Origin of the sequence: Streptomyces sp. NPDC050842, assembly GCF_044456565.1 — a bacterium.
Lineage (GTDB): Bacteria > Actinomycetota > Actinomycetes > Streptomycetales > Streptomycetaceae > Streptomyces.
This window is the reverse complement of record NZ_JBITGA010000003.1, coordinates 619,863-640,202: the sequence shown is the minus strand read 5'-3', so window position 1 is coordinate 640,202 and position 20,340 is coordinate 619,863. Positions and strand designations below refer to the sequence as shown.

Annotated in this window: 19 protein-coding genes; 4 read left to right on the top strand and 15 right to left on the bottom strand. The window is 70.6% G+C overall.

Annotated elements, in window-relative coordinates; translation table 11 throughout:
- Nucleotides 1-27 precede the first annotated feature (27 nt).
- A complete protein-coding gene (locus ACIBG6_RS12070) occupies nucleotides 28-354 on the top strand; it encodes a carboxymuconolactone decarboxylase family protein (protein ID WP_399222470.1) in 327 nt (108 codons plus the stop codon).
- 167 nt (nucleotides 355-521) lie between these two features.
- A complete protein-coding gene (locus tag ACIBG6_RS12065) occupies nucleotides 522-1,958 on the top strand; it encodes a DUF2252 domain-containing protein (protein ID WP_399222469.1) in 1,437 nt (478 codons plus the stop codon).
- A gap of 21 nt (nucleotides 1,959-1,979) precedes the next feature.
- Here ACIBG6_RS12065 and ACIBG6_RS12060 read toward each other — a convergent pair whose 3' ends face one another.
- Nucleotides 1,980-2,537 carry a potassium channel family protein gene (locus ACIBG6_RS12060; protein WP_399222467.1) on the bottom strand — a complete coding sequence of 186 codons (558 nt, stop codon included), beginning with the start codon at nucleotides 2,535-2,537 and terminating at the stop codon, nucleotides 1,980-1,982.
- Nucleotides 2,538-2,789: 252 nt separating this feature from the next.
- Between ACIBG6_RS12060 and ACIBG6_RS12055 the strand changes: the two genes are divergently transcribed.
- On the top strand, nucleotides 2,790-3,206 hold the full coding sequence (locus ACIBG6_RS12055) for an SHOCT domain-containing protein (RefSeq protein WP_399222466.1): 417 nt from the start codon (nucleotides 2,790-2,792) through the stop codon (nucleotides 3,204-3,206).
- Nucleotides 3,207-3,227: 21 nt separating this feature from the next.
- Nucleotides 3,228-3,905: a GAP family protein gene (locus ACIBG6_RS12050; RefSeq protein WP_399222463.1), complete on the top strand. Its 678-nt coding sequence runs from the start codon at nucleotides 3,228-3,230 to the stop codon at nucleotides 3,903-3,905.
- 200 nt (nucleotides 3,906-4,105) lie between these two features.
- Here the strand turns inward: ACIBG6_RS12050 and ACIBG6_RS12045 are convergent, their stop codons facing one another.
- From ACIBG6_RS12045 to ACIBG6_RS11980, 14 genes are all read right to left on the bottom strand, one after another.
- Nucleotides 4,106-4,669 carry a GPP34 family phosphoprotein gene (locus tag ACIBG6_RS12045; RefSeq protein ID WP_399222461.1) on the bottom strand — a complete coding sequence of 188 codons (564 nt, stop codon included), beginning with the start codon at nucleotides 4,667-4,669 and terminating at the stop codon, nucleotides 4,106-4,108.
- A 6-nt stretch (nucleotides 4,670-4,675) separates the two neighbouring features.
- Nucleotides 4,676-5,839: a DUF6421 family protein gene (locus ACIBG6_RS12040; protein ID WP_399222460.1), complete on the bottom strand. Its 1,164-nt coding sequence runs from the start codon at nucleotides 5,837-5,839 to the stop codon at nucleotides 4,676-4,678.
- A 2-nt stretch (nucleotides 5,840-5,841) separates the two neighbouring features.
- On the bottom strand, nucleotides 5,842-6,345 hold the full coding sequence (locus ACIBG6_RS12035) for a rhodanese-like domain-containing protein (protein WP_399222458.1): 504 nt from the start codon (nucleotides 6,343-6,345) through the stop codon (nucleotides 5,842-5,844).
- On the bottom strand, nucleotides 6,263-7,234 hold the full coding sequence (gene nudC / locus ACIBG6_RS12030; protein ID WP_399222457.1) for an NAD(+) diphosphatase: 972 nt from the start codon (nucleotides 7,232-7,234) through the stop codon (nucleotides 6,263-6,265). The genes ACIBG6_RS12035 and nudC overlap by 83 nt, the downstream gene beginning before the upstream one ends.
- A gap of 56 nt (nucleotides 7,235-7,290) precedes the next feature.
- Nucleotides 7,291-7,617 carry a hypothetical protein gene (locus ACIBG6_RS12025; RefSeq protein ID WP_399222456.1) on the bottom strand — a complete coding sequence of 109 codons (327 nt, stop codon included), beginning with the start codon at nucleotides 7,615-7,617 and terminating at the stop codon, nucleotides 7,291-7,293.
- 24 nt (nucleotides 7,618-7,641) lie between these two features.
- On the bottom strand, nucleotides 7,642-8,877 hold the full coding sequence (locus ACIBG6_RS12020) for an acetyl-CoA carboxylase biotin carboxylase subunit family protein (RefSeq protein ID WP_399222455.1): 1,236 nt from the start codon (nucleotides 8,875-8,877) through the stop codon (nucleotides 7,642-7,644).
- Between the two features lie 11 nt (nucleotides 8,878-8,888).
- Entirely contained in the window at nucleotides 8,889-10,211 is a 1,323-nt protein-coding gene (locus tag ACIBG6_RS12015) for an MFS transporter (RefSeq protein ID WP_399222454.1), read from the bottom strand.
- A gap of 12 nt (nucleotides 10,212-10,223) precedes the next feature.
- Entirely contained in the window at nucleotides 10,224-11,474 is a 1,251-nt protein-coding gene (locus ACIBG6_RS12010) for an ATP-grasp domain-containing protein (protein ID WP_399222453.1), read from the bottom strand.
- 65 nt (nucleotides 11,475-11,539) lie between these two features.
- Nucleotides 11,540-12,874 carry an aspartate aminotransferase family protein gene (locus ACIBG6_RS12005; RefSeq protein ID WP_399222452.1) on the bottom strand — a complete coding sequence of 445 codons (1,335 nt, stop codon included), beginning with the start codon at nucleotides 12,872-12,874 and terminating at the stop codon, nucleotides 11,540-11,542.
- A 41-nt stretch (nucleotides 12,875-12,915) separates the two neighbouring features.
- A complete protein-coding gene (locus ACIBG6_RS12000; protein ID WP_399222451.1) occupies nucleotides 12,916-14,283 on the bottom strand; it encodes an acetyl-CoA carboxylase biotin carboxylase subunit family protein in 1,368 nt (455 codons plus the stop codon).
- An 8-nt stretch (nucleotides 14,284-14,291) separates the two neighbouring features.
- Complete coding sequence (purD, locus tag ACIBG6_RS11995) at nucleotides 14,292-15,731, bottom strand: phosphoribosylamine--glycine ligase (RefSeq protein ID WP_399222450.1); 1,440 nt, start codon at nucleotides 15,729-15,731, stop codon at nucleotides 14,292-14,294.
- A gap of 4 nt (nucleotides 15,732-15,735) precedes the next feature.
- Nucleotides 15,736-16,866, bottom strand: coding sequence for a fatty acid desaturase (locus ACIBG6_RS11990; protein WP_399222449.1), 1,131 nt, complete (start codon nucleotides 16,864-16,866; stop codon nucleotides 15,736-15,738).
- Nucleotides 16,867-16,897: 31 nt separating this feature from the next.
- On the bottom strand, nucleotides 16,898-17,689 hold the full coding sequence (locus ACIBG6_RS11985) for a hypothetical protein (protein WP_399222448.1): 792 nt from the start codon (nucleotides 17,687-17,689) through the stop codon (nucleotides 16,898-16,900).
- A 92-nt stretch (nucleotides 17,690-17,781) separates the two neighbouring features.
- Entirely contained in the window at nucleotides 17,782-18,615 is an 834-nt protein-coding gene (locus tag ACIBG6_RS11980) for a methyltransferase (RefSeq protein WP_399222447.1), read from the bottom strand.
- Nucleotides 18,616-20,340: the final 1,725 nt, after the last annotated feature.

Genomic DNA, 20,340 nt, shown 5'->3' with positions numbered 1-20,340 from the left:
ACCACACCACTCAGGAGGACATACGACATGTCCACCGCATCGGAAACCCCGGTCCTGGACACCCTCGCCGCCATGACGATCGACTCGATGGAACGCTGCGGCCTGGCTCCGGACATGCTCATGGTCGCGCGGATGGCGGCCCTCGCCGCCTCGGACGCGCCTCCGATCTCGTACGCGGCGCACATCGAACTCGCCATCGAGACCGGCATGACCGCCGAGCAGCTGCAGGACGTCCTGGTCGCCATCGCACCGATCGTGGGCACCGCCCGCGTCATGACGGCGGCAGGCAACATCTCCGCGGCACTCGGCATCGCCATCGCCGTCGCGGATGCCGAGATGGAGGACGAGGGCTGAGAGCCCGCCCCACCACCCGGCAAGCCCACCCCCACCCGACAGCGATGCCCGGCGCGGCCCCCACCGGAGAAGGCGAGAAGGCGATGGAGCCGCCTCCGGTCGCCTGACCCTCGCGCCGGGCATTCCCACGGCCGACGGCCTGCACAAGGGCCAGGCAGGAGGGCCCCATGGCCCAGAAGACGACCACGGCGGCGGCGATGCGCGCGGCACGCCACGCCACGCCGGAGGAGCGTGCGGCGCTCGGCAAGGAAGCCCGGCGCCGCTCGCCCCGGTCGGGCCACGCCGAGTACCGGCCCTCCGCCGACAGGCCCGACCCGCTGACGATCCTGGAGGCGCAGTCGGCGGCACGGGTCCCCGAGCTCGTCCCGATCCGCTACGCCCGCATGACGGAGTCCCCGTTCCGCTTCTACCGCGGCGCCGCCGCGATCATGGCCTCCGACCTGGCCGCCACACCCCGCTCAGGGCTCACGGCCCAGCTGTGCGGGGACGCGCACATGCTCAACTTCCGTCTCCTCGCCTCACCGGAACGGCAGTTGATGTTCGACATCAACGACTTCGACGAGACGCTGCCGGGCCCCTGGGAGTGGGACGTCAAACGGCTGTCGGCGAGTTTCGTCATCGCCGCCCGGGCCAACGGCTTCGACGACGCCGAGCGCGCCCGCATCGTCCGGCACACGGTCCGTTCCTACCGCGAGACGATGATCCGCCTCGCGGACATGCGCACCATCGACGTCTGGTACGCGAAGATCGACGCGGACCGCCTTGAGGCCCTGGCCACGGACCGGCTCCACAAGCGCGGACGAAAGAACCTGGCCCGCGCCATGGCCAAGGCCCGCACCCGCGACAGCCTCCAGGCGTTCGACAAGCTCACCGAGACCGTCGACGGCCGGCCCGTGATCGCGGCGGATCCCCCGCTGCTCGTTCCGGCGAGCGACCTGATGCCCGACGTCGAGCGCACCGCCCTCGAACGTCAGTTCCGCGGCCTGATCGAGCGGTACGGCAGCACCCTGCAGTCCGATCGGCGCACACTCCTCGCGGACTACCGCCTGGCGGACGTCGCCCGCAAGGTGGTCGGCGTCGGCAGCGTCGGAACCCGCTGCTGGATCTTCCTGCTCCTCGGCCGGGACGACCAGGACCCGCTCTTCCTCCAGGCCAAGGAGGCGGACACCTCCGTACTCGCCGAGCACGTCGGCGCGAGCGCGTACCGCAACCAGGGTGAGCGCGTCGTCTCCGGCCAGCGGCTGATGCAGGCCACCAGCGACATCTTCCTCGGCTGGGAGCGCGTGGACGGGATCGACGGCAAGCGGCGCGACTTCTACGTACGCCAGTTGCGCGACTGGAAGGGCATCGCCATGCCGGAGCGGATGAACCCCCGGCGCATGGAGGCCTTCGGGGATCTGTGCGGGGTCACGCTGGCGCGGGCGCACGCGCGGTCGGGCGACCGGATCGCGATCGCCTCGTACCTGGGCAGCGGCACGTCGTTCGACCGGGCCATCGCGACATTCGCGGAGGCCTACGCCGACCAGAACGAGCGCGACCACCAGGCCCTGGTCGACGCCGTGGTCGCGGGCCGGCTGCCCGCGGAGGAGCTGCCGGGGGCCTGAACCGGAGACAGGCGGACCCGGTCACCGCTCGGGGGGCGGGCCGCCGTCCTCATCGCCCGTCGCCTCGATTTCCCGCAGGCGTCGGCCCTCCTGGACCGCCCCCAGGAGGAAGCGGGCCGCCACGCCGATCAGCAGGAAATTGGCCGTCATCTGTGCCGTGGTCAGCAGCCGGGCGAGTTCCGTGCGCGGGGTGATGTCACCGAAGCCGACCGTGCTGAACACGGTCATCGCGAAGTAGAGGGCGTCCGTCCGGGACATCGTCTCGCTGAAACTCCCCGGTGTGCTGCGCTCCAGCAGGTAGTAGGTCGCGGCGAACAGGAGCACGAAGAACGGCAGCGCCGCCGCCACCGCCGCGATGGCCCGGAGCCCCGGGCGCGCGGAACGCATGATCGTGTGCACCTGCCAGCCCAGGAGCAGCCCCACCAGCAGGACGCCGACGACGAGCACCGCCACGGTGCGCACGGTGAAGGCCGAGTCCAACGGCAGCAGGTAGTAGGCGGCCAGGAGGGCCGCCACCGTCAGGACCGCACGCACCCCGGTGAGCAGGGCCGACCGACGGACCCCCGGATTCCCGTCCACTTTCCCCGTACCCCTCTCGTGCTACGCCCCTGCCAGAGGGCGGTCACTGTCCCAGGCGATCGCGGCGCCGTGCGGCAGGCGCACCGGGAGGTCACCGGACCGGCGGTACGTGCTCCGTCGCGCGTCCGGAGCGCCCGGAGCGTCCGGAGTGCGGCGCGCTCGGCCGCGGCGCACTCTGGAATCAGTTCGTCACGCCGGATCGCGGCACCCGGAAGGGCAGCCGCGACCGTCACGACCGGCAGGAGATCGGCCATGAAGGACTCGATGGTGACCCTGGCAGTGGACTACCCGCTGCTGAACATGTTCTGGACCATGCTGATGATCTTCCTCTGGGTCCTCTGGTTCATGCTGCTGTTCCGCATCATCGGCGACATCTTCAGCGACGACGAGCTGGGCGGCTGGGGCAAGGCGGGGTGGACCGCCTTCGTGATCCTGCTGCCCTTCCTGGGCGTGTTCGTCTACCTCATCGCCCGCGGGCGCAGCATGGGCGAACGCGAGCTGAAGCGGGTCCGCAAGAACGAGGAGCAGTTCCGCTCGTACGTACGCGAGACCGCCTCGACCGGCGGCGGCCAGGCGGACGAACTGGCCAGGCTCGCCGAGCTCAAGGACCGCGGCGCGATCACGGAAGCCGAGTTCGCCCAGGCCAAGGCCAAGGTCCTCGCGACCTGACCGGGTCCGCGGTGCGCGCCCGTGATCCTCGACCTGTTCCTCATCGGCGCGGCCATCGCGCTCTACCCCCTGCCGGTGATGGCCTTCGTCCTGGTCGTGTCCGCACCCCGCGGGGTGTACAAGGGGCTGGCCTTCATCATCGCCTGGCTCGCCTGCCTGGTGGCCGTGATCGGCATGGTCCTGCTCTTCACCGACGGGCAACCGCCCGCACCCCGCTCCCCGCCCTCGGTCGCGGCGCTCGCGGCCACCCTGGTCATCGGCGTGGGCCTGATCGTCTACAGCGAGCACAGGCGCCGCCGAAGCCGCCGCGCCGCGTCCGCCTCGGACGAGGACCGACCCAGAAGTGCCGGCGGCAGGTCACTGACCTCCCGGATGGACCAGGCCACGGGATGGTCCGCGGCCGGACTCGCCGTACTCCTCCAGCCCTGGGGAATGGTCAGCGCCGCGGCCGCCACCGTCGTGAAGGCCGACCTCTCCCACGTGGAGTCCTTCCTGGCGCTCCTCGGCTTCTGCGTACTGGCCACGGCCGGCCTGCTGGCCATGGAGCTGTACATGGTGTTCGCGCCGGAGAAGGCCCAGCTCAGCCTGACGAGGCTGCGCGCGTGGCTGGAACGCCACAAGGACCCGGCGATCGTCCTGATCTGCCTGGTGCTCGGACTGTGGCTGGTAGGCAGGAGCCTGTACCAACTGACGGGCTGACTCGACGACACCTCGCCCCAGCCGCCGGAGGAGCTCGCGCGCTCCTCGCACAACCCCGTTCCGGCTGCGCCTCACCCCCACCTACTCGTCCTGGATCAAGGTCTGGAGCGACGACGCCCGGCCCTTCGAATGGACCGGAACCGCCGACCAGACCTCGACCGCGTCTGCCGCTACTGCGACAGGATCTCCGAACCAGGTCACTAGCCAGGGAAGGCCAGCACGAACCAGGCCGCTGACGTCGCCGACGCCACCGCGTCCGTGATCGGGTCCGGGGCCGGGGCCGGCCCCGGTGGGCCGTGCGCCGGGCCGCGCGGCTGGATCGCCCGCAGCAGCGCGGCCACCACCTCGTCGCGTGGCACCGCATCAGGCGCGCCGGTGCCCAGGAACTCCCGTACGGGGAACAGCCCGAGCACTCGTCGCCGCACCTGCACGAGCAGCCCCTGGCTGATCAGCTCCGCCCGGGTCAGGTCGAGCAGCTCCGGGCCCAGCCGTTCGATCCACTCCCGTGGGCCGAGTGCGCGCTCGGCGAGAAGCAGGTGCTCGAGGAGCAGGTCCGCCACGGGGTCGGGGCAGCGTTCCGCGCCGCGGGCGAACACCGCGTCGGGCGACACGGCGATCCGTCCCGCGCGGGCGAGCTCGTGGAGCGCCGCTCCCACCGTGGCGAAGCCGAGTTCGGTCTGCCGCCACGACGAGCGCAGCGGGCCGCCGCTCGCCGCCAGCACCAGCTCGGCTGCCAGGGACCTGTGTCGGGTCGGTCCGGCCACCGCCGGTCAGACTCCGAGCCGCTGCTTGACCTCGGCGAAGAACGGGATGTGCCGGTAGTCCCCCGCCTCCTCGTCGTGATCGGTGAACTGGTTGGTGAACTCCAGGAGAGCGGTCCGCACTTCGGCCAGCGGCTGGGTGCGGATGCGCTGCTCGATCGCCTGGATCTCGCCGAGGAACCGCGCCAGCACCGCGGGCAGGTCGGGCAGCAGGTGGATCCGGTCGTCCCGCAGCGCGATGCCGCCGTGCTCCGACAGGTAGTTGAAGAGCAACTGGGAGGCGACGGCATCGTAGTTGGGGCGCGGAATCCCCTCGACGGCGTACCGCAGCAGTCGTTCGGCGAGGATGTACTCGTACGCCGCGCGCGCCGAGTCGGCGGGGAGTTCGGGGTCGTTCAGGCACACCAGCATGGAGGAGACGTCGACGCGGAGCTCTTCGAGGCCGGCGAGCGGCTTGAGCTTCTTCGCGTGCAGGTAGTCCGGGATGGGCATGTCGCCCTGCCGGTGGTGGTATTCGTGCAGCCGCACCCACCAGGAGGAGGCCGCCTCGACGACGTCGTCGTCGGCACCCTGGATGCGCGGGAAGCTGCCGGGCGCCATGACCTCGTCGATCATCTTGCGGGTGATGCGGTTGTGCCGTTCGACGAACTTGTTGATGAAGTAGAAGATCAGGTCGTCGGGGTCCTGCCGGCCGTCGATGTGGTTCTCCGGGAACAGGGCGACGACCACCCGGGAGTTGAACCCGTCCGAGCAGGCGGTGATGTTGACCGGCATGGTGTTGCTGCCGTAGCGCCGGGCGAGGTGCGGATCGGTCGGCAGCGTGTCGTACGTCAGGTAGTCCAGCGAGAGCCGCGGGAAGTACGAGGCGTTGAAGAGCGAGAACAGGTGATGGTCGCGCTCGGCGTTGATGTGCTCTTTGGTGCGTAGCAGGCGCGGCGGGCCGTCCGCGGAGGAGGCGTCGCCGGGCGCGTCCGTACCCGTGTCCCTCCGCGCGTCGGCCCGGAGGTCGGCCATGAACGCGCGGACGACCGGCTGATGGCGCAGGCGCTCGGACGCCTCCAACTGCTTCAGCAGGTCCGCGAGGAACTCCGGGTCGGTGACATCGGTCCCCTTGGCGATCCGGCCGCGTATCTCGTTGACCTCGTCGATGACCAGTTTGATCTCGTTCGACACCGCTACCGCCTCGTCGTCGTGGGATGGTTCTGCCGTTTCCAGTACTCCAGGCCGCCGATCATCTCCTTGACCCGGAATCCGGCCGCCGCGAGTCTCGCGGCGGCCCTGGAGCCCGCGTTGCAGGCCGGGCCCCAGCCGTAGGTGACGTAGACCGGATCGGGGTCGAGCCCGCTCAGCACGGTGTCGATCAGTTCGGCGTGGGGCAGGGAGAGCGCGCCGGGCAGGCACTCCTCCTCGTACGCCGCCGTCGTGCGGGCGTCGACGAGGACGAAGCCGCCGACGCCCGCGGCGAGGTCGTGGTGGACGTCGTAGGGGTCGGTCTCGCAGGCGAGCCGGGCCCGGAGGAAATAGCCGAGGGCTGTTTCGGGGTCGGCCGCGGGAATTCCGAGGACGCGGGAGCCGGTCTCCGGTCCCGGTGTGACGTCAGCGTCCGGCCGGGCTCCGTTCTGGGCTCCGTGCGCGCCCTCGGGCGGTGCTTCCTGCGTCGTTCTCGTCGGTGTTCTCATCCGTGTTCTCCGCAATCCAGCTCTCGATGAGGAGCTTTCCGATGGAGTCCGGCCGGTAGCCGTGGCCGGCCTCGATGTGTGTCCGCAGTTCGGCGGCGGTGAACCAGCGGGCCTCGACCAGTTCCTGGCCGTCGACCGCCGTGGTGTCCGCGACGGCCTGGGCCCGGAAGCCGACCATGAGCCCGGCCGGGAACGGCCAGGCCTGGGAGCCCTGGTAGGCCACGTCCTTCACGACGGCGCCGGCCTCCTCGAAGACCTCGCGCCGTACGGCGTCCTCCAGGCTCTCGCCGATCTCGACGAATCCCGCGAGGGTGCTGAAGGCCTCCGGTCCGGCCCCGGCGTGCCGGCCGAGCAGACAGCGCCGGGGCGCGCCGGCGTGCTCGACCAGGACGATCACGGCCGGTTCGATCCGGGGAAAGAGCAGCTTGCCGCAGGCCCGGCAGACGCGCAGGTGGCCGCCGTCGCGGCTCTCGGCGGCTCCGCCGCAGGCGCCGCAGAACCGCTGGTTGCGGTTCCAGTGGGTCAGGCCCCTGGCGTACGCCAGCAGCCCCGCCTCGTCGACGCCGATCGTGGCCACCAGGGCGCGGACGTCCCGCACCGCGTCCGCGCCGGCCAGGGCGAGAGCCTCGTCCTCCGGCAGAGCCGACAGGTCGGCCGCGAGGACGGCGGCGTCGCCGTCCAGACCCAGGAACACCGGCTCGGTGGCCGCGTCGAGCAGCGCCCTCGCCCCGGCCGCCCCGGTGATCACCGGCGCGCCGTCGCGCACCAGGCACTGGTCGCGCCAGAGCGGCACGACACGGGTGCCGGGCCGCTCGGCGAGCGACGCGATCCAGGCGGTGTCGGCGCGCCGCTCGCCGGCGCGGTCGAGTTCGAGTCGGGCGTAGTGCATGGTGGAGCTCCCGTCGTCGCTGCCCGGCAGGGGCCGGGGCCCAGGGCGTGGCCGGCTCACACCTGGCCGCCACGCCCCGCGACGGAACGGTCCCCGAGGGCGGCGCCGAGCAGCGCGAACTCGCCGGCCAGGTCGTCCGGGCAGTCGCCCAGAAGGTCGGCGACAGCGTCCCACACCACCCGCGCGGCTCTGACCAGCAGAACATCCTGGCGTGGCGTCAGGTGGTAGTGGAATCCGAGCATCTCCAACGGCGCGGCCACCGCGACCAGTACGTGGTCCGGGAGCTCCAGCAACCAACGGTCGAACTGGTCCGCGTCGACGATCCGCGCCACCGCGGCGCTGACGGGTTCGATGTCGACGTCCTCACGTTGTCTGCGGGGCATGACGGTCCTCCCTCTCCGCGTGCGCTAGTTCTCGTAGCGGATGGGCTCGTACGAGGCGAGTCGTTCGAAGTCCCGGTAGAGGGCGGCGTAGTCGTGGTTGCGCACCAGGAAGGTGCCGCCGTTGTCGATGAGCGAGGCGCCCTGCTTGATCTCCTCCCCCACCCGTACCTTCCACTTCATCTCGACCTCGCTCTCCACGTCGGGGAGCACCAGTTCGGAGACGATGCCGGGGCGCTTGGGCAGGACGGCGTCGAAGCAGTACATCTGCTCCTGGTCCCAGGGCCGGCTCGGCAGGCCGGCCTCGATCTCGAAGGCCAGGTTGAGCAGCGCGACGGCGTAGTTCTGCTGCATGGCGGCGAGCCCGGCAAGGCCCTTGAAGCGCGCCCCGACCTCCAGGAAGACCAGCTCGTCGTCCTTGGTGTGGAAGAGCTCCAGGTGGCTGGCGCCGTCCAGCTTGCCGAGCGCGTCGAGGACCTTCTCGGCGAAGGTGATCATGCGGGGCACCCGCGGGTCGGAGTCGATGAGGTTGATGTCGGCGTTCACCTTGCCGCGCTGCACCTCGGTGGAGTTGACCAGGTACTCCGTCACCCCGCCGAAGACGGTCTCGCCGTCCTTGACGACCAGGTTGACGCTGAACATGGTGCCGTCGATGTGCTCCTCGTACTCGTAGCTGCGGCCGAGGTCGCGCGGCAGGGCGAAGAACTCCTCCGGCTGGAAGATCTTGTAGACGCCGTCGGCGGAGGCGGCGTCGACCGGCTTGAGGACGAAGGGCAGGCCGACGTCGGCGACGATCCGGTCCAGACAGGCGGCCGGGTCGGCGGCGAAGGCCCCCTGGTCGAACAGGCCGAACCGGGGCACGCGCAGTCCGGTGCCGGCCAGCTTCTCCTTCATCAGGCACTTGTCGCGGTAAGGCAGGAGCTGCTCGTAGGTGGGTCCGGTGAGGCCGAACTCCTCCCGCAGCTCGGCGGTGAGCAGCAGGTTCCGCTCGTCGAAGCAGTGCAGGGTGAGGTCGCCGGGGCCGGTCTCGGCCGCCAGCTCGCGGACGAGCGCCCGGGTGGCGGCCGGGTCGACGATCGACGACTCGGTGTACGAGGGCTCCGCGAGGCCGCAGGGCACCACGTGGATCCGGTGGAAGTAGGCCCGCTCGGTCTCCGAGACGTTGGCGCTGTCCTGTTCCGAGAAGATGCCCACGAACCGGACCTGGTCCGGCGCCACGAGCAGATCATGGCGGAACACCCCGAAACCGCGGGTCGAAATCACGGCGACTGTCCTCATGCGGGCTCTCCGATCGTCGATGGGGTGGGGGCTCGCCGTTCCAGTGCCAGCAGCAGCGGGATCGCCAGCAGGCTCAGCCCAAGCAGGAAGAGCATCGGCAGGATCTCGCCGCGGGCCAGCAGGAAGGTGAGCAGACCTGGCGCGGCGATCTCGCCGACGGTCCAGGACAGTTGGTACGTGGCCAGGTAGCGGCCGCGGATGTGGCGGGGGGCCATCGAGACGCTGAGGGTCTCGATGGCGGGGAAGGCGATGACCTCGGCGAGGGTGAAGACCACCATGGCGAGGAACAGTCCGAGGTAGGTCACCGCGTCGGGGGCCGCGTACAGCAGCGCGAACAGGCCGAAGGCGGCGGCGTTGAGGACCGAGGCCAGCATGATGGCCCGGGTCATCCGGACCCGCTCGGTCCGCTTGGATACCAGGGTCTGGGTGAGCGAGACCTGGACCGCGTTGACCACGATGAGGGCGCCGGCGGTCCAGGCCGGCAGCTCCAGGGCGTCGACGATGTAGATCGCCAGCAGCACCTTGATGAGCATCTGGCCGAAGACCAGGGTGGCGTTGACGCCGATCAGCAGGGTGTACGAGAAGTCCCGCAGGACCGTGGCGTATCCGGCCCGGGGCGGCGCCGCCTTTCCGGGGGCCGGCGCCTTTCCGGGGGCAGGTGACGCGGCCGGTTCGACCGGTGGGGCGGATGTCTCCGGTGCGTCCGGTTCGTGCGGCGCCGGCCGCCACAGGAACAGCAGGGTCGCCGCCAGGACGTAACTGGCCGCGTTGCCGATCACGATGGCGTGCAGGGCGGGGCCCTCGCCCAGCGTGAAGGCGAAGGCGGCCAGCGCGCCACCGATGGCCATCGCCGTGTTGCGCAGGGCCGTCATGAACCCGAACCAGCTGGTGCGCCGGTCCTCGGGCGAGGCCAGCACCACCAGACCGCTGCTGGAGGTCCAGTACGTCGTGTGGCCCACCTGCACCAGGAAGACGACCACGACGATCTGCCAGACCGAGTGGGCGAGCAGGAAGCCGAGGTATCCGGTGACCGACACGAGGTTTCCCCACGCGGCCGTCTTGCGGGCGGTGAACCGGTCGATCAGCGGGCCCACGACGATCGACGCGGGCAGCGCGAGCAACCGCGCGACGGTCATCGCGGCGCCGATCGCGGTGACCGAGATCGAGGTCGTCCGGGCGAAGTACACGAGCGTGAACGCCATGATCAGCCCGGTGCCGAGGCTGTCGATCAGACTCGCGGAGACAAACCGGCCGTTTCCCGTCAGCCGCGGGATGCCGAGTCGTTGCCAGACCGACTCGGGTGCAAGGGTGGTGGTCACTGTCCCGCCCGCTCAGCCCGCGGCGGGCCGGGTGACGATCCGCACCCGGCCGATCAGCTCGTCGATGCGGGCGATGGCGGCCGCGGTGGTGTCGGCGGTCACCAGCACCTGGACGTGCCGGCCGAAGTTGTCCGCCATCGGCTCGATCTCGTCGCCGGGAGCGATGTGCACATCGACGCCGAACACGCCCTCCTCGGCCCGGAGTTCCTCGACGCCTTCGATGGACTCGACGATGCCGGGGAGGCCGTTCACCCACTTGGTCACCGAGCCGAGGACCGGTTCCGGCCGGCCGGTCAGAGCGGGCAGCCGGCGCAGCGGCCAGCCGGAGGCGTACCGCTCCATGTCGAAGCCGTGGGTGACCGCCATGAAGTCGAGCAGCCGGTCACCGGCCACCCGGTCGTGGCCCTCGATGACCCGCGGGCCCTTCGAGGAGAGCTTGATCTCGGTGTGGCCGACGCCGTCCTTGAGGCCCATGGCGGTCAGGAAGCCGACCACGTGGTCGACGATGGTGGTCTCGGCCTCGTCGGTGAGGATCGCGGGAAGGGCATGGCCCATCTCGACGCAGCCGTCGTGGAACTTGTCGGTGATCGAGACGACGACGTGCTCGCCGTCGAAGGAGAAGGACTCGGCGCTGTACTCGACGCCGTCGATGTACTCCTCGGCGATGAACCGGTCCACCGGGTAGAAGGTCGCCATCGGCAGGTCGGCGCGGCCACGCAGGCCGGTCAGCTCCGCCCAGGCCTCGTCGACCTCCGCCGGGTCGTGGATCACGGCGATGCCCCGGCTGGCCGTGCCGTCCAGCGGCTTGACGATCACCGGGAAGCCGTACCGCTCGGCGAAGTCGCGGACGTCCTGCGCCGAGGAGACCTCGGCGCAGCCCACCGACTCGAAGCCGGCCTGGTGCAGCCATTCGCGCATCCGCAGCTTGTCGTGGAAGCGCCGGGCGACCTCGAAGGAGGTGCCGCCGAGTCCGAGCATGTCGTTGACGCGTCCGACCAGTTCGGTGGCCTGCTCGACGAGGGTCATGACGGCGGTGAAGCCGTACGCCTCGTGGGCGGCGAGGACCATCGGGCGGGTCACCTCCCAGTCGAGGTAGTCCACCAGGAGGAGGGCGTCCGCGGTCTCGGCCTGGCCGGGCAGCAGCCGCTCCTTGTGCTGGAGGAACACGACCCGCAGGCCGAGTTCCTTGGCCTTCTGGAGGGCTTCCAGCCGGCCCCCGATGATCAGGATGGTGCCGGGCCCGTCCGGGGCGGTGCTGTCCACGTCGCTACTTCCTTCGGTCGTCATGAGGTCACGCGCCATGCGGTCACGCGCCATGCGGTCACGCGTCATGCGGTCGCCGCCACGGGTGCGGGCGCGGCGCCGGCGGGGCCTCGGCGCATGCCTTCCGCCTCGTCGTAGAGGGCCTCGACGACGATCTCCAGGCCCTGGATCAGGCTGCTGTCCGCGGCGGTCAGCGGCGGCAGGATCTTGACCACCTCGCTGTCCCGGCCGCAGGTCTCCACGATCAGCCCGCGCTCGAAGCAACGCCGGGAGATCTTCGTGCCCGCGATGCCCGACGCGCTCAGGTCGATGCCGAGGATCAGACCGCGGCCGCGCACGGTCGCGGCGAACCGCGAGACCACCTCGCGCTGGAGGAAGTCGACGACCAGCTCGCCCTTGCGGTGCACCTCGGCGCCGAACGCGGGGTCCGCGCCGTCCGACCAGTACGTGCGGACGGCCTCCGCGGCCGCGACGAACGCGAGCTGGTTGCCGCGGAAGGTGCCGCTGTGCTGGCCCGGCTTCCACACGTCGTACTCGGGCTTGATCAGCAGCAGGGCCATGGGCAGGCCGAAACCGCTGATCGACTTGGAGAGGGTGATCAGGTCCGGGGTGACGCCGGCCCGTTCGAAGGAGAAGAACGCGCCGGTGCGGCCGCAGCCGACCTGGATGTCGTCGACGATCAAAAGCACCCGGTGGGCGTCGCACCAGGCCCGCAGGCCGGTGAGGAACGCGTCCGGGGCGACGTACACCCCGCCTTCGCACTGGACGGTCTCCAGGAGCACCGCGGCCGGCTTCTCCATGCCGGAGCTGGAGTCGCCCACCAGCCGGTCGAGGAGGTCGAGGCTGTCGAACGGCCCCATCGGGGATTCCGGGTAGGGGACGTGGGTCACGCCGGTGAGGGTGGGGCGCAGGCCCTGCTTGTAGAAGTCGGCGCCGACCGCCGCGAGCGCGCCGGTGCTCATACCGTGGAAGCCGCCGCCGAAGGCGATGACGTTCGTGCGGCCGGTGACCAGCCGGGCGACCTTCAGCGCGGCCTCGACCGCGTTGGTGCCCGACGGGCTGCAGAACTGCACCTTGTGGTCGAGGCCGCGCGGCCGGAGCACCCGCTCGCCGAAGACCTCCAGGAAGTCCTGCTTGGCGGTGGTGGCCAGGTCGAGGGCGTGGGCGAGCCCGTCGCGCTCCAGGTAGTCGATGAGGGCGCGCTTGGCGAAGCCGGGGTTGTGGCCGTAGTTGAGGGCGCCCGCGCCGGCGAGGAAGTCGAGGTAGCGGGTCCCGTCGGTGCTCACCAGGAACTCCTGGTGAGCGCTCTCGAAGGTGGCGGGGAAGGACCGCACGTACGAACGGACCGCCGATTCACGGTCTTCGAACAGCGCGGCCGGGCCGGGACCTTGGGTGGTCATGGTTGCCTTTCCTGCCTCTCTCGCGGTCGGCTCGGTGTCGGTCACGGCTGCCGTCCGGCGGCGGGTGTGACGGGTGCGACGGGTGCGGCAGGGGCGTCCGACGCGTCCGGCACGGGCAGGTCCTGGCCGATGTACGGGGAGTGGGCGACGGTGTTGTGGGGGCTGTCGCCGAGCCGGATCCCGTTGACGACGACCTCGCGCCGCGCGGCGAGGCCGAGGCGGTGTGCCTCCGGGGCCGTGTCCGCGGTGACGATGAACATGCCGACGGCGTCGAGCTGGTCGGCGCGCCCGCTGAGCCGTTCCCCGGGGGTCTTGGTCGCCCGGGCGGCGATGCTGCCCTCGGGGAACTCGATGGTGCGGAACTCGGTGGTACCCGGCGGGGGCATCACCACCATCTCGACGGCGTACCGGGGCGGCCGCCGGGTGAAGCCCAGATCCGGTGCCGTGCCGCAGCCGATGTCGACGAGGACCTCGGCGTAGTCGAGCCCGTACGCCTCTCCGATGGACACCGGGGAGGCGAAGCCGGCGGGGCGCGGGTTGAAGTCGATGAGTTCGGCCGTGCCGTCCTCGGCGACCATGAACTCCAGGTGTGTGCCGCCGTGGTGGAAGCCGAGGCAGGCGTGGACCGCCCGGGACAGGGCGGCGAGCCGCACCTGGTCGGGGTGGTGGTAGGGGGTCTGCATGCCCTGCTCGACCACCGGGTCCGAGGCCAGCACGTACCGGCCGGTCAGGGTCACGAAGCCGACCTCGCCGCGGTGCACCACGGACTCGACGGACAGGAGTTCGCCCGCGGCCTTCTCCTCCAGGACGAAGCCGCCGTGTGCCCGGATGTAGTCGCGCATCAGCGGGTTGACGACGTCGGCGGTCCGGACTCTTTCGGCGAGCGCGTGCAGTTCGGTGGTCGACGCGACCTCGAAGCAGAGTGCGCTGCCGGTGCCGTTGGCCGGCTTGAGCACGGCCGGTCCGTCGAAGCGCCAGCTGTCCCAGGTCAGGGCCTCGTCGAGCGGGACGCCGCGCAGGGCGGAGAGCCCGGCGTCGTAGAGCGCCGTGCGGACCCGGGTCTTGTCGAGGATGCCGAGGAGCGTGTCCGGGTCCGTGGTCGGCAGTCCGGCGAGCTGCCGCAGGGCCGCCTGGTGGGGCAGGGCCGGTTCGAGCATGCTGTGCGTGCCGACGACCTCGTACCGGCTCGCCACGTCCTTCAGTACGCCGTCGAGGGCGGCGGCGTCGGACCAGGAGGCGACGGTGACGACCTCGTCGACGAGTCCCGGTTCCACGGTGAACGGGCCGGTCGCGCAGAGCGGGTTGTGGTTGAGGGCGACGATGTCGAAGCCCCGGGCCTTCGCCGCCCGCGCGGTGTAGAGCATGGCGTTCATCAGCTCGAAGAGGACGAACGCTTTTCTGCGTGGCATGGGTGTTCTCATTTCCTGGCGTCGGCGTGCGGGGCGCGGACGGCATCGGCGCGCGGGGCCGCGAGGGCGGGGGCGGGGGCGGGGGCCTGGGCCGGGATCGGTTCGGCCCCGATGTCGGTGCGGTAGCGCATGCCGGGGAATCCGACGTGCGCGATCCGGCTGTAGGCCCGCTCGCGTGCCCCGTCGAGGGTGTGGCCGGCGCCGACGACATGGAGCACCCGGCCGCCGGTGCTCCGTGGCGTGCCGGCGGCGTCGCGGCGGACGTTGGCGCAGAACACCAGGGTGTCGTCGGCGACGTGGCCGCCCGGGCCGTCCGTGGAGTCGTACGGCGCCAGGCCGTGGACGGGCTGTCCGGTGGCGAAGGGCCCGAACGGCCAGCCGACCAGGGCGTCCGGGTCCCCCGGGTCCAGGCAGCCCTGCACCAGCGCGACCGAGCACCGGGCGAGACCGTCCGCGTCCAGCCGCTGCCGGCCGAGGTCGCGGGCGAGCACGGCCCGGCACAGGGCCAGGAAGTCGGTGCGGACGCCGGGCAGGACGACCTGGGCCTCGGAGTCCCCGAACCGCGCGTTGATCTCGATGACGACCGGGCCCCGCGCGGTCAGCATGGCCCCGATGTAGACGAAACCGGTGAAGTCGAGGCCGTCCGCGGCGAGTCCGCGCAGCAGCGGGTCGACGAGCGTGCGGCGCAGTTCCTCGCGCAGAGCCGGGGTGTCGTCCGGGTGGGGCGCGATGGAGCCCATGCCGTCGCAGTTCTTGCCCGCGTCGGCCTCCAGGGTTCGCTTGTAGTCCATCGCGGTCGGGAAGAGCAGTGCGCTGTCGCCGTCGAGGAGGGCGAACACCGAGATCTCCCGGCCGACGAGGCGCTCCTCGACGACCAGCCGCAGCTCGCCACCCGGTGCGGCGGCGGCCTCGGCGGCGAACCGGTCGACGGCCGCCACTGCCTCGGCGGCCGAGTCGCAGACCACCGAGCCGTCGCCGTCCGGCGTGAGCCCGTCCGTCTTGACGACGACCCGGTACGGGACGGCCGCCAGGAACTCCTTCGCCTTCGCGGCGTCGCTGAACACCTCGAACTCGGCGACCGGGATGCCGTGGTCGCGGCAGAACTCCTTGCCGCGGGCCTTGCTGGACTCCAGGGCCGCTGCGGCGACCGTGGGTCCGATCACCCGGTGGCCGGCCCGCCGCAGCTCCTCCACGTACCCCTGCGAGAGGGCGTCGATGTTCGAGACGAAGACCAACTCGACGGGGTGCTCGGCCAGGAAGTCGAGGGCGGTGGCCGGATCGGTCAGGCTGACGGAGCCCGCCGGGACGATGCGCGGGTGGTCGATCGCGTCGCAGCCGGGGCCGTAGTAGACGGTCACGTCCGCGTTGGTGCGGGTGAACAGCTCGCAGATCGCGTGGCCGCGTCCGGTGCCGTCCACCACGAGGACCTTGTCGGTTGCTGAGGTCACGGGGTCACCCCGCCCTGGTCGCGGCGATCGGCGCGGAGGGCGCGGCGGTCGTCCAGTCGCGGACGCTGTTCCCGACGTACACGTGGGTGAGCAGGCCGCCCCACGCCTCGAAGTAGCGGTCGGCGTTCCCGGTCGCCAGGTCCTCGTTCCGGATCCAGGAGGAGTTCGCCCAGTCGACCTTCGGACGTACGTGGTGCAGGTCGTGCTGCACGGTGTCGCCGACCAGGACCCACATCCGGTAGGGCGCGTACAGCAGCACCATCCGCAGCCACCAGCCGGTCCAGGCGCCCCAGCGTCCGAGGGCGCCGGCGCCGGTGGTGTCCGGGACGGGTGTGCCGCAGAACCGGCCGAAGGTGAGCTGGTCGCGCTGGGCCTTGGTGAGCCGCTCGGCGTTGTCGTGGAACCACCAGCGGTGCTCGCTGAGCGTGTAGAGCAGCGTCTGGTTCTGGAAGAAGAAGGTGACGGGCAGGAACCAGAACAGCAGCCACTGCAGCCACCAGCCGGTCAGCGCCAGGAACGAGACGGTGCCGGCGAGGTACGCGTACGCCATGGCCATCCGGTAGAGCGGGGACCGGCTGAGGAAGTTGCCGCGGATCCTGCTGGACAGGAAGCCCCAGTGGTGGCTCGGGGAGAACACGGCCTTCAGCAGGTAGCGGCGGAAGTCCCGCCGGGTCATGCCCGGCCGCGCCCCGGTGCTCTGCAGGTACAGCGTGTCGCCGTCCTTGAGGGAGCAGGGGAAGGCGTGGTGGGTGAGGTGTTCCTGGCGGTTGCCGTCGTACGGCGGGCGCCAGAGCAGGGTGGTGACGATCTCGCTGACGACCCGGTTGCCGCCGGTGGAGGCGGTGAACATGCGGTGCAGCGTCTGGTGGACCACGACGACGTCGAGGCGGCGCATGCCGCCGGCGATGGTCGGCCAGGACAGCAGGACCAGCGGGACCAGCAGGTACCAGGGCCGGGTGAGTCCGTACGCGCCGAGGGCGATGCCCGCGGTGGTCTGGACGACGCCGGCGATCAGGGCGAGCGTGGGGCGCCAGCGCACCCGCAGTTCGTCGCCGGCAAGCGGGACGCCGGTCAGCCAGGTCAGGAAGGGCTGCAGGAAGCGCGGCAGGCCGCGCATCGTCTCTCGTGGTCGCATCGACGGCTCCTCGGCGGGTGGCCGGGGCGGTTCAGCCGACACTTCGGGGGTCCCGGACGCCACCGAAGAGGGTGTCGTTGGTCTCGTGCGTCATGGGCCTGGTCAGGTCGTCGGTGCTGGCCAGGGTCATGTTGACGATGGTGCGCCGGCCCTCGCCGCGGATCGGGTGGACGCGGTGCATCGTGGTGTTCGTCTTCACGACGTACGCGTCGCCCGGCTCCAGGGCGTAGGAGCGCACCTGGCTGCTGATGAGGGCGCCGTAGACGTCCGGGCTCTCCTTGTCCCAGGAGGTGTGGGGGACGGCCTGGACGAATCCGCCCTCGGTGTAGTGCGGCGCCTCCAGGACGAGGATGATCCCGTAGGTGAAGTCGTCCCAGTGCCAGCCGTGGGTGTCGCCCGACTTGCCGAGCCGGCTGATGACGTAGTGCTCGCCCGCGTAGGGGCAGGAATGCACCTGCTCGCCCACGACGTCGCCGACGAATTCGATGAGTTCGGGAGAGAAGTAGAACGCGTCGATCAACGGTCCTTCGTCCTTGATCACCGGTTGCCCGACCGTGGTCATGCTGCGGGGCGTGTTGTCGGTGATTTCGAAGACGAGATCATGGCTGACGCCGTAGCGCTCCATTATGGCGCAGGCCTCGTCCTTGATCGGCCCGAAGAGTTCCGGCGGGCAGAGCTGTCGGAGCGGGACGATGTGCTCCGTGTCGAACTGCTCGCGCAGTGCGGCCATCCGGTCGGTGTCGAAGGCTTCCGCGAAATGGCGGGCGAGCAGCCCGTTCACTTCGGGCGCCGTGACGCGCGACGTGCTTCCCTCGGCGTTCATCTCAGTCCCCTGTTGGTGTAATGAGAGTGGGTGCGGGTGTACGTGCGGTGCGTGCGTACGAATACGCGCGGTGCGGGTGGCGCGTACGAAGGTCAGACCGTTTCGGCGGCGGAGGACCGGCGGAATTCCAGTGCGTGCACCGTGAACCGCTCGCCCTCGAAGTCGGCACTGCCGAGAGCGCGCTGGGCTTCGAGGATTCCGAGCATCGTCTCTTTGTGCTCGGCATAGGCCAGCAACGGAATGTCCATCTCGCACACTTCGAGGGCGCGCCACTCGTACCCGCGCCGCTCCAGTTCCGTGATCGTGCGCGGCACGTCGGCCAGCGAGGAATGCGCCATGATCATGCGGCCGCCGGGCGCCAGGAGATCGTCGACGCGGGCCACGACCGCGTCGTACAGCGCGCGGCCGTTCCGACCGGCGACCAGGGCCGTTTCGAGGCCGTTGTCGGTGGCGTAGCTGGGGTCGTACGGCAGGTGCGGCGGGTTCGTGACCACGAGGTCGAACTTCCGGTCCGGCGTGTACGTGGCGAGGTCGGCGGTGACACAGGACAGCCGGCCGACATCGAGGCCGTTGCGCTCGACGTTGGCCGTGGTCTCGGCCTCCGAGGCCCCGTTGATGTCCAGCGCGGTCACGTGCGCGGCGCCGGCGGCGAGCAGCGCGACCGTGTACAGGCCGGATCCGCAGCCGATGTCGAGTGCGCGGACGCCCTGGAGATCCAGGCTGTGCTCGCCGTCGAGGGCCGCCACCAGACTCAGCCCGCAGTCGGTGGGGAACAGGACCTCCGTCGGGTCCGTGACCTCGATCCGCAGCTGCCTGCCGCGGAACTCGAAGATTCCGTACGTCGGCCGGGCGGCCCACAGTGAACCGTTTCCGCCGCTGGGCAGGACACGCTTCCGGGTGAGCACGTTCGTGGGGGCATGGGTCATCTCAGCCGTAGACCTTTCACATCTGTACGGGCAGCCGGACGGAAGGCGCCGTCGTCCACGGCGCTTCCGGGCAGGAAAGGGAGAATTACCGGATCAGGGCACGTGAATACGGCACCAGGGCAGGCAAATAGTCCGGCTCGGCGCATGGGGATTTCACGGGCCGGGATACGCGGAAACATCCCGGGGTACCGGACAACGGTCCGGAAAAGGAGAAGTCGCCTACGGGGGCGACTGTCAGAAGACCGCCGGCTGGTTCACATCACAGGCCGCTGCGGAGCGGCGGGGACCAGCGGGGTGCAGGTGGGGGGAGAATGAGCGAAGAGGGTAGCGGATCGAGACGACCACATACCCACCCTCTTTCGGGTGTCGACACAACGTACTGCCTCCGGCTGGCGGGTGAACCGTATTCGCAACCTGCGAGGAGGGGTGTTCCTCCGCAGGGAGTGGAGCAGTATTTCGAGGAGCGGCCGAGCATGGTGTGCACGACCTCGCACAAGCTAATGATCGAAAACGGGGTGCGTCAACCTCCGTGACCTCGCAATTTTCTTACCCTAGAGTCGAGTTGGTAGGGGAATCAACAATTCCGGCCGCTTGTCCGTCCACCACCCCCGCCAAGCCGGGCATTTCGGACCACCTCTTGATCGACAAACGGACGGCCCGCCCACGAACACCGTCGCCGCATGCGCCTAAACCTCAGAACCCGATCGGAATTCGGCCATTTACGCGTGCCGATCACGCCCTCCCGGGCAGAACTGGACCGGGGGTGGCATCATGCCGACACAGCCGTGGTGGTTCGCCGGAGCCGCGTGCGCGCACCTGGCCGCGGCGGGTGGCTGTGACGAACGCGCGCGCCGGAGCGGTCCGATCGGGCCGGCTCGCGGTGACGTCACGGTCGACCAGGTCCGGCAGCCGGGGCGCCGACGGCTCCGGGACCGCGGCGCGGCGCCGCCGCGCCGACGGATTATGAGTCCTTTGGGGATCTTGGCGGCCCTTGGTTTTTGATGCCGAGGATTGACGTATCGCCCGGTCAAGCAGGGTGGAGGGGTCCCCCTCTTCCCTACCCTTGTCCGTCCTTTCCTGTCCTTGTGTCCGAACGCCGTCCAAACCCTGCCCCATCCGGGGCTACTCGGCGGGCCGCCCGAGCGTCGCGCCAGCTCAGCGAGCGGCTTTGGACTCGCGCGCGACGGATTCACATGCCAACGCTCAGAGGCTCCGCCCCCGTGCTGGGGGCGGAGCCTCATGGCCGTTTCGTCGGCCCTACATCTGCCCTCAGGTTATCGGGCTCGACCTCCTACACCGAGAGGAGCTGCACGTGCCACCCGCCGCGAACGCGGGGACCTAATACCAGCGCGGCCGCGGAGGCAGCCATGCTGCCGGTCCCGCATGGCGGGGAAGCGCGTGGCCCAGAGCATCGTCAAGGCTGCCCGGCAGGAAGTCGGCCCCCCACGGGGGCTTGCCCTCGTCGTGGTCGTCGTGACCGTGACCCTGCTCGCCCTCGTGGGGGCCGTGACCCTGCTCGCCCTCGTGGGGGCCGTGGTCGCCCTCGTGGTGGCCGTGGTCGTGATCAGGCCTTGCGGGTCCGGCGGGTCCAGTAGGCCCCGTGGGTCCTGCGGGTCCTGCGGGTCCGGCAGGGCCGGCAGAACCGGTGGGTCCGGGTGCACCGGTCGGGCCGGGTGCTCCGGTGCTGCCGTCGGGTCCGGGTGCACCGGTCGGGCCAGGGCTACC

Coding starts and splice junctions, on each gene's coding strand:
- ACIBG6_RS12070 (WP_399222470.1), top strand. CDS start 28: ATGTCCACCGCATCGGAAACCCCGGTCCTGGACACCCTCGCCGCCATG.
- ACIBG6_RS12065 (WP_399222469.1), top strand. CDS start 522: ATGGCCCAGAAGACGACCACGGCGGCGGCGATGCGCGCGGCACGCCAC.
- ACIBG6_RS12055 (WP_399222466.1), top strand. CDS start 2,790: ATGAAGGACTCGATGGTGACCCTGGCAGTGGACTACCCGCTGCTGAAC.
- ACIBG6_RS12035 (WP_399222458.1), bottom strand. CDS start 6,345: ATGAGAACACCGACGAGAACGACGCAGGAAGCACCGCCCGAGGGCGCG.
- nudC (WP_399222457.1), bottom strand. CDS start 7,234: ATGCACTACGCCCGACTCGAACTCGACCGCGCCGGCGAGCGGCGCGCC.
- ACIBG6_RS12025 (WP_399222456.1), bottom strand. CDS start 7,617: ATGCCCCGCAGACAACGTGAGGACGTCGACATCGAACCCGTCAGCGCC.
- ACIBG6_RS12005 (WP_399222452.1), bottom strand. CDS start 12,874: ATGACCACCCAAGGTCCCGGCCCGGCCGCGCTGTTCGAAGACCGTGAA.
- ACIBG6_RS12000 (WP_399222451.1), bottom strand. CDS start 14,283: ATGCCACGCAGAAAAGCGTTCGTCCTCTTCGAGCTGATGAACGCCATG.
- ACIBG6_RS11990 (WP_399222449.1), bottom strand. CDS start 16,866: ATGCGACCACGAGAGACGATGCGCGGCCTGCCGCGCTTCCTGCAGCCC.
- ACIBG6_RS11985 (WP_399222448.1), bottom strand. CDS start 17,689: ATGAACGCCGAGGGAAGCACGTCGCGCGTCACGGCGCCCGAAGTGAAC.
- ACIBG6_RS11980 (WP_399222447.1), bottom strand. CDS start 18,615: ATGACCCATGCCCCCACGAACGTGCTCACCCGGAAGCGTGTCCTGCCC.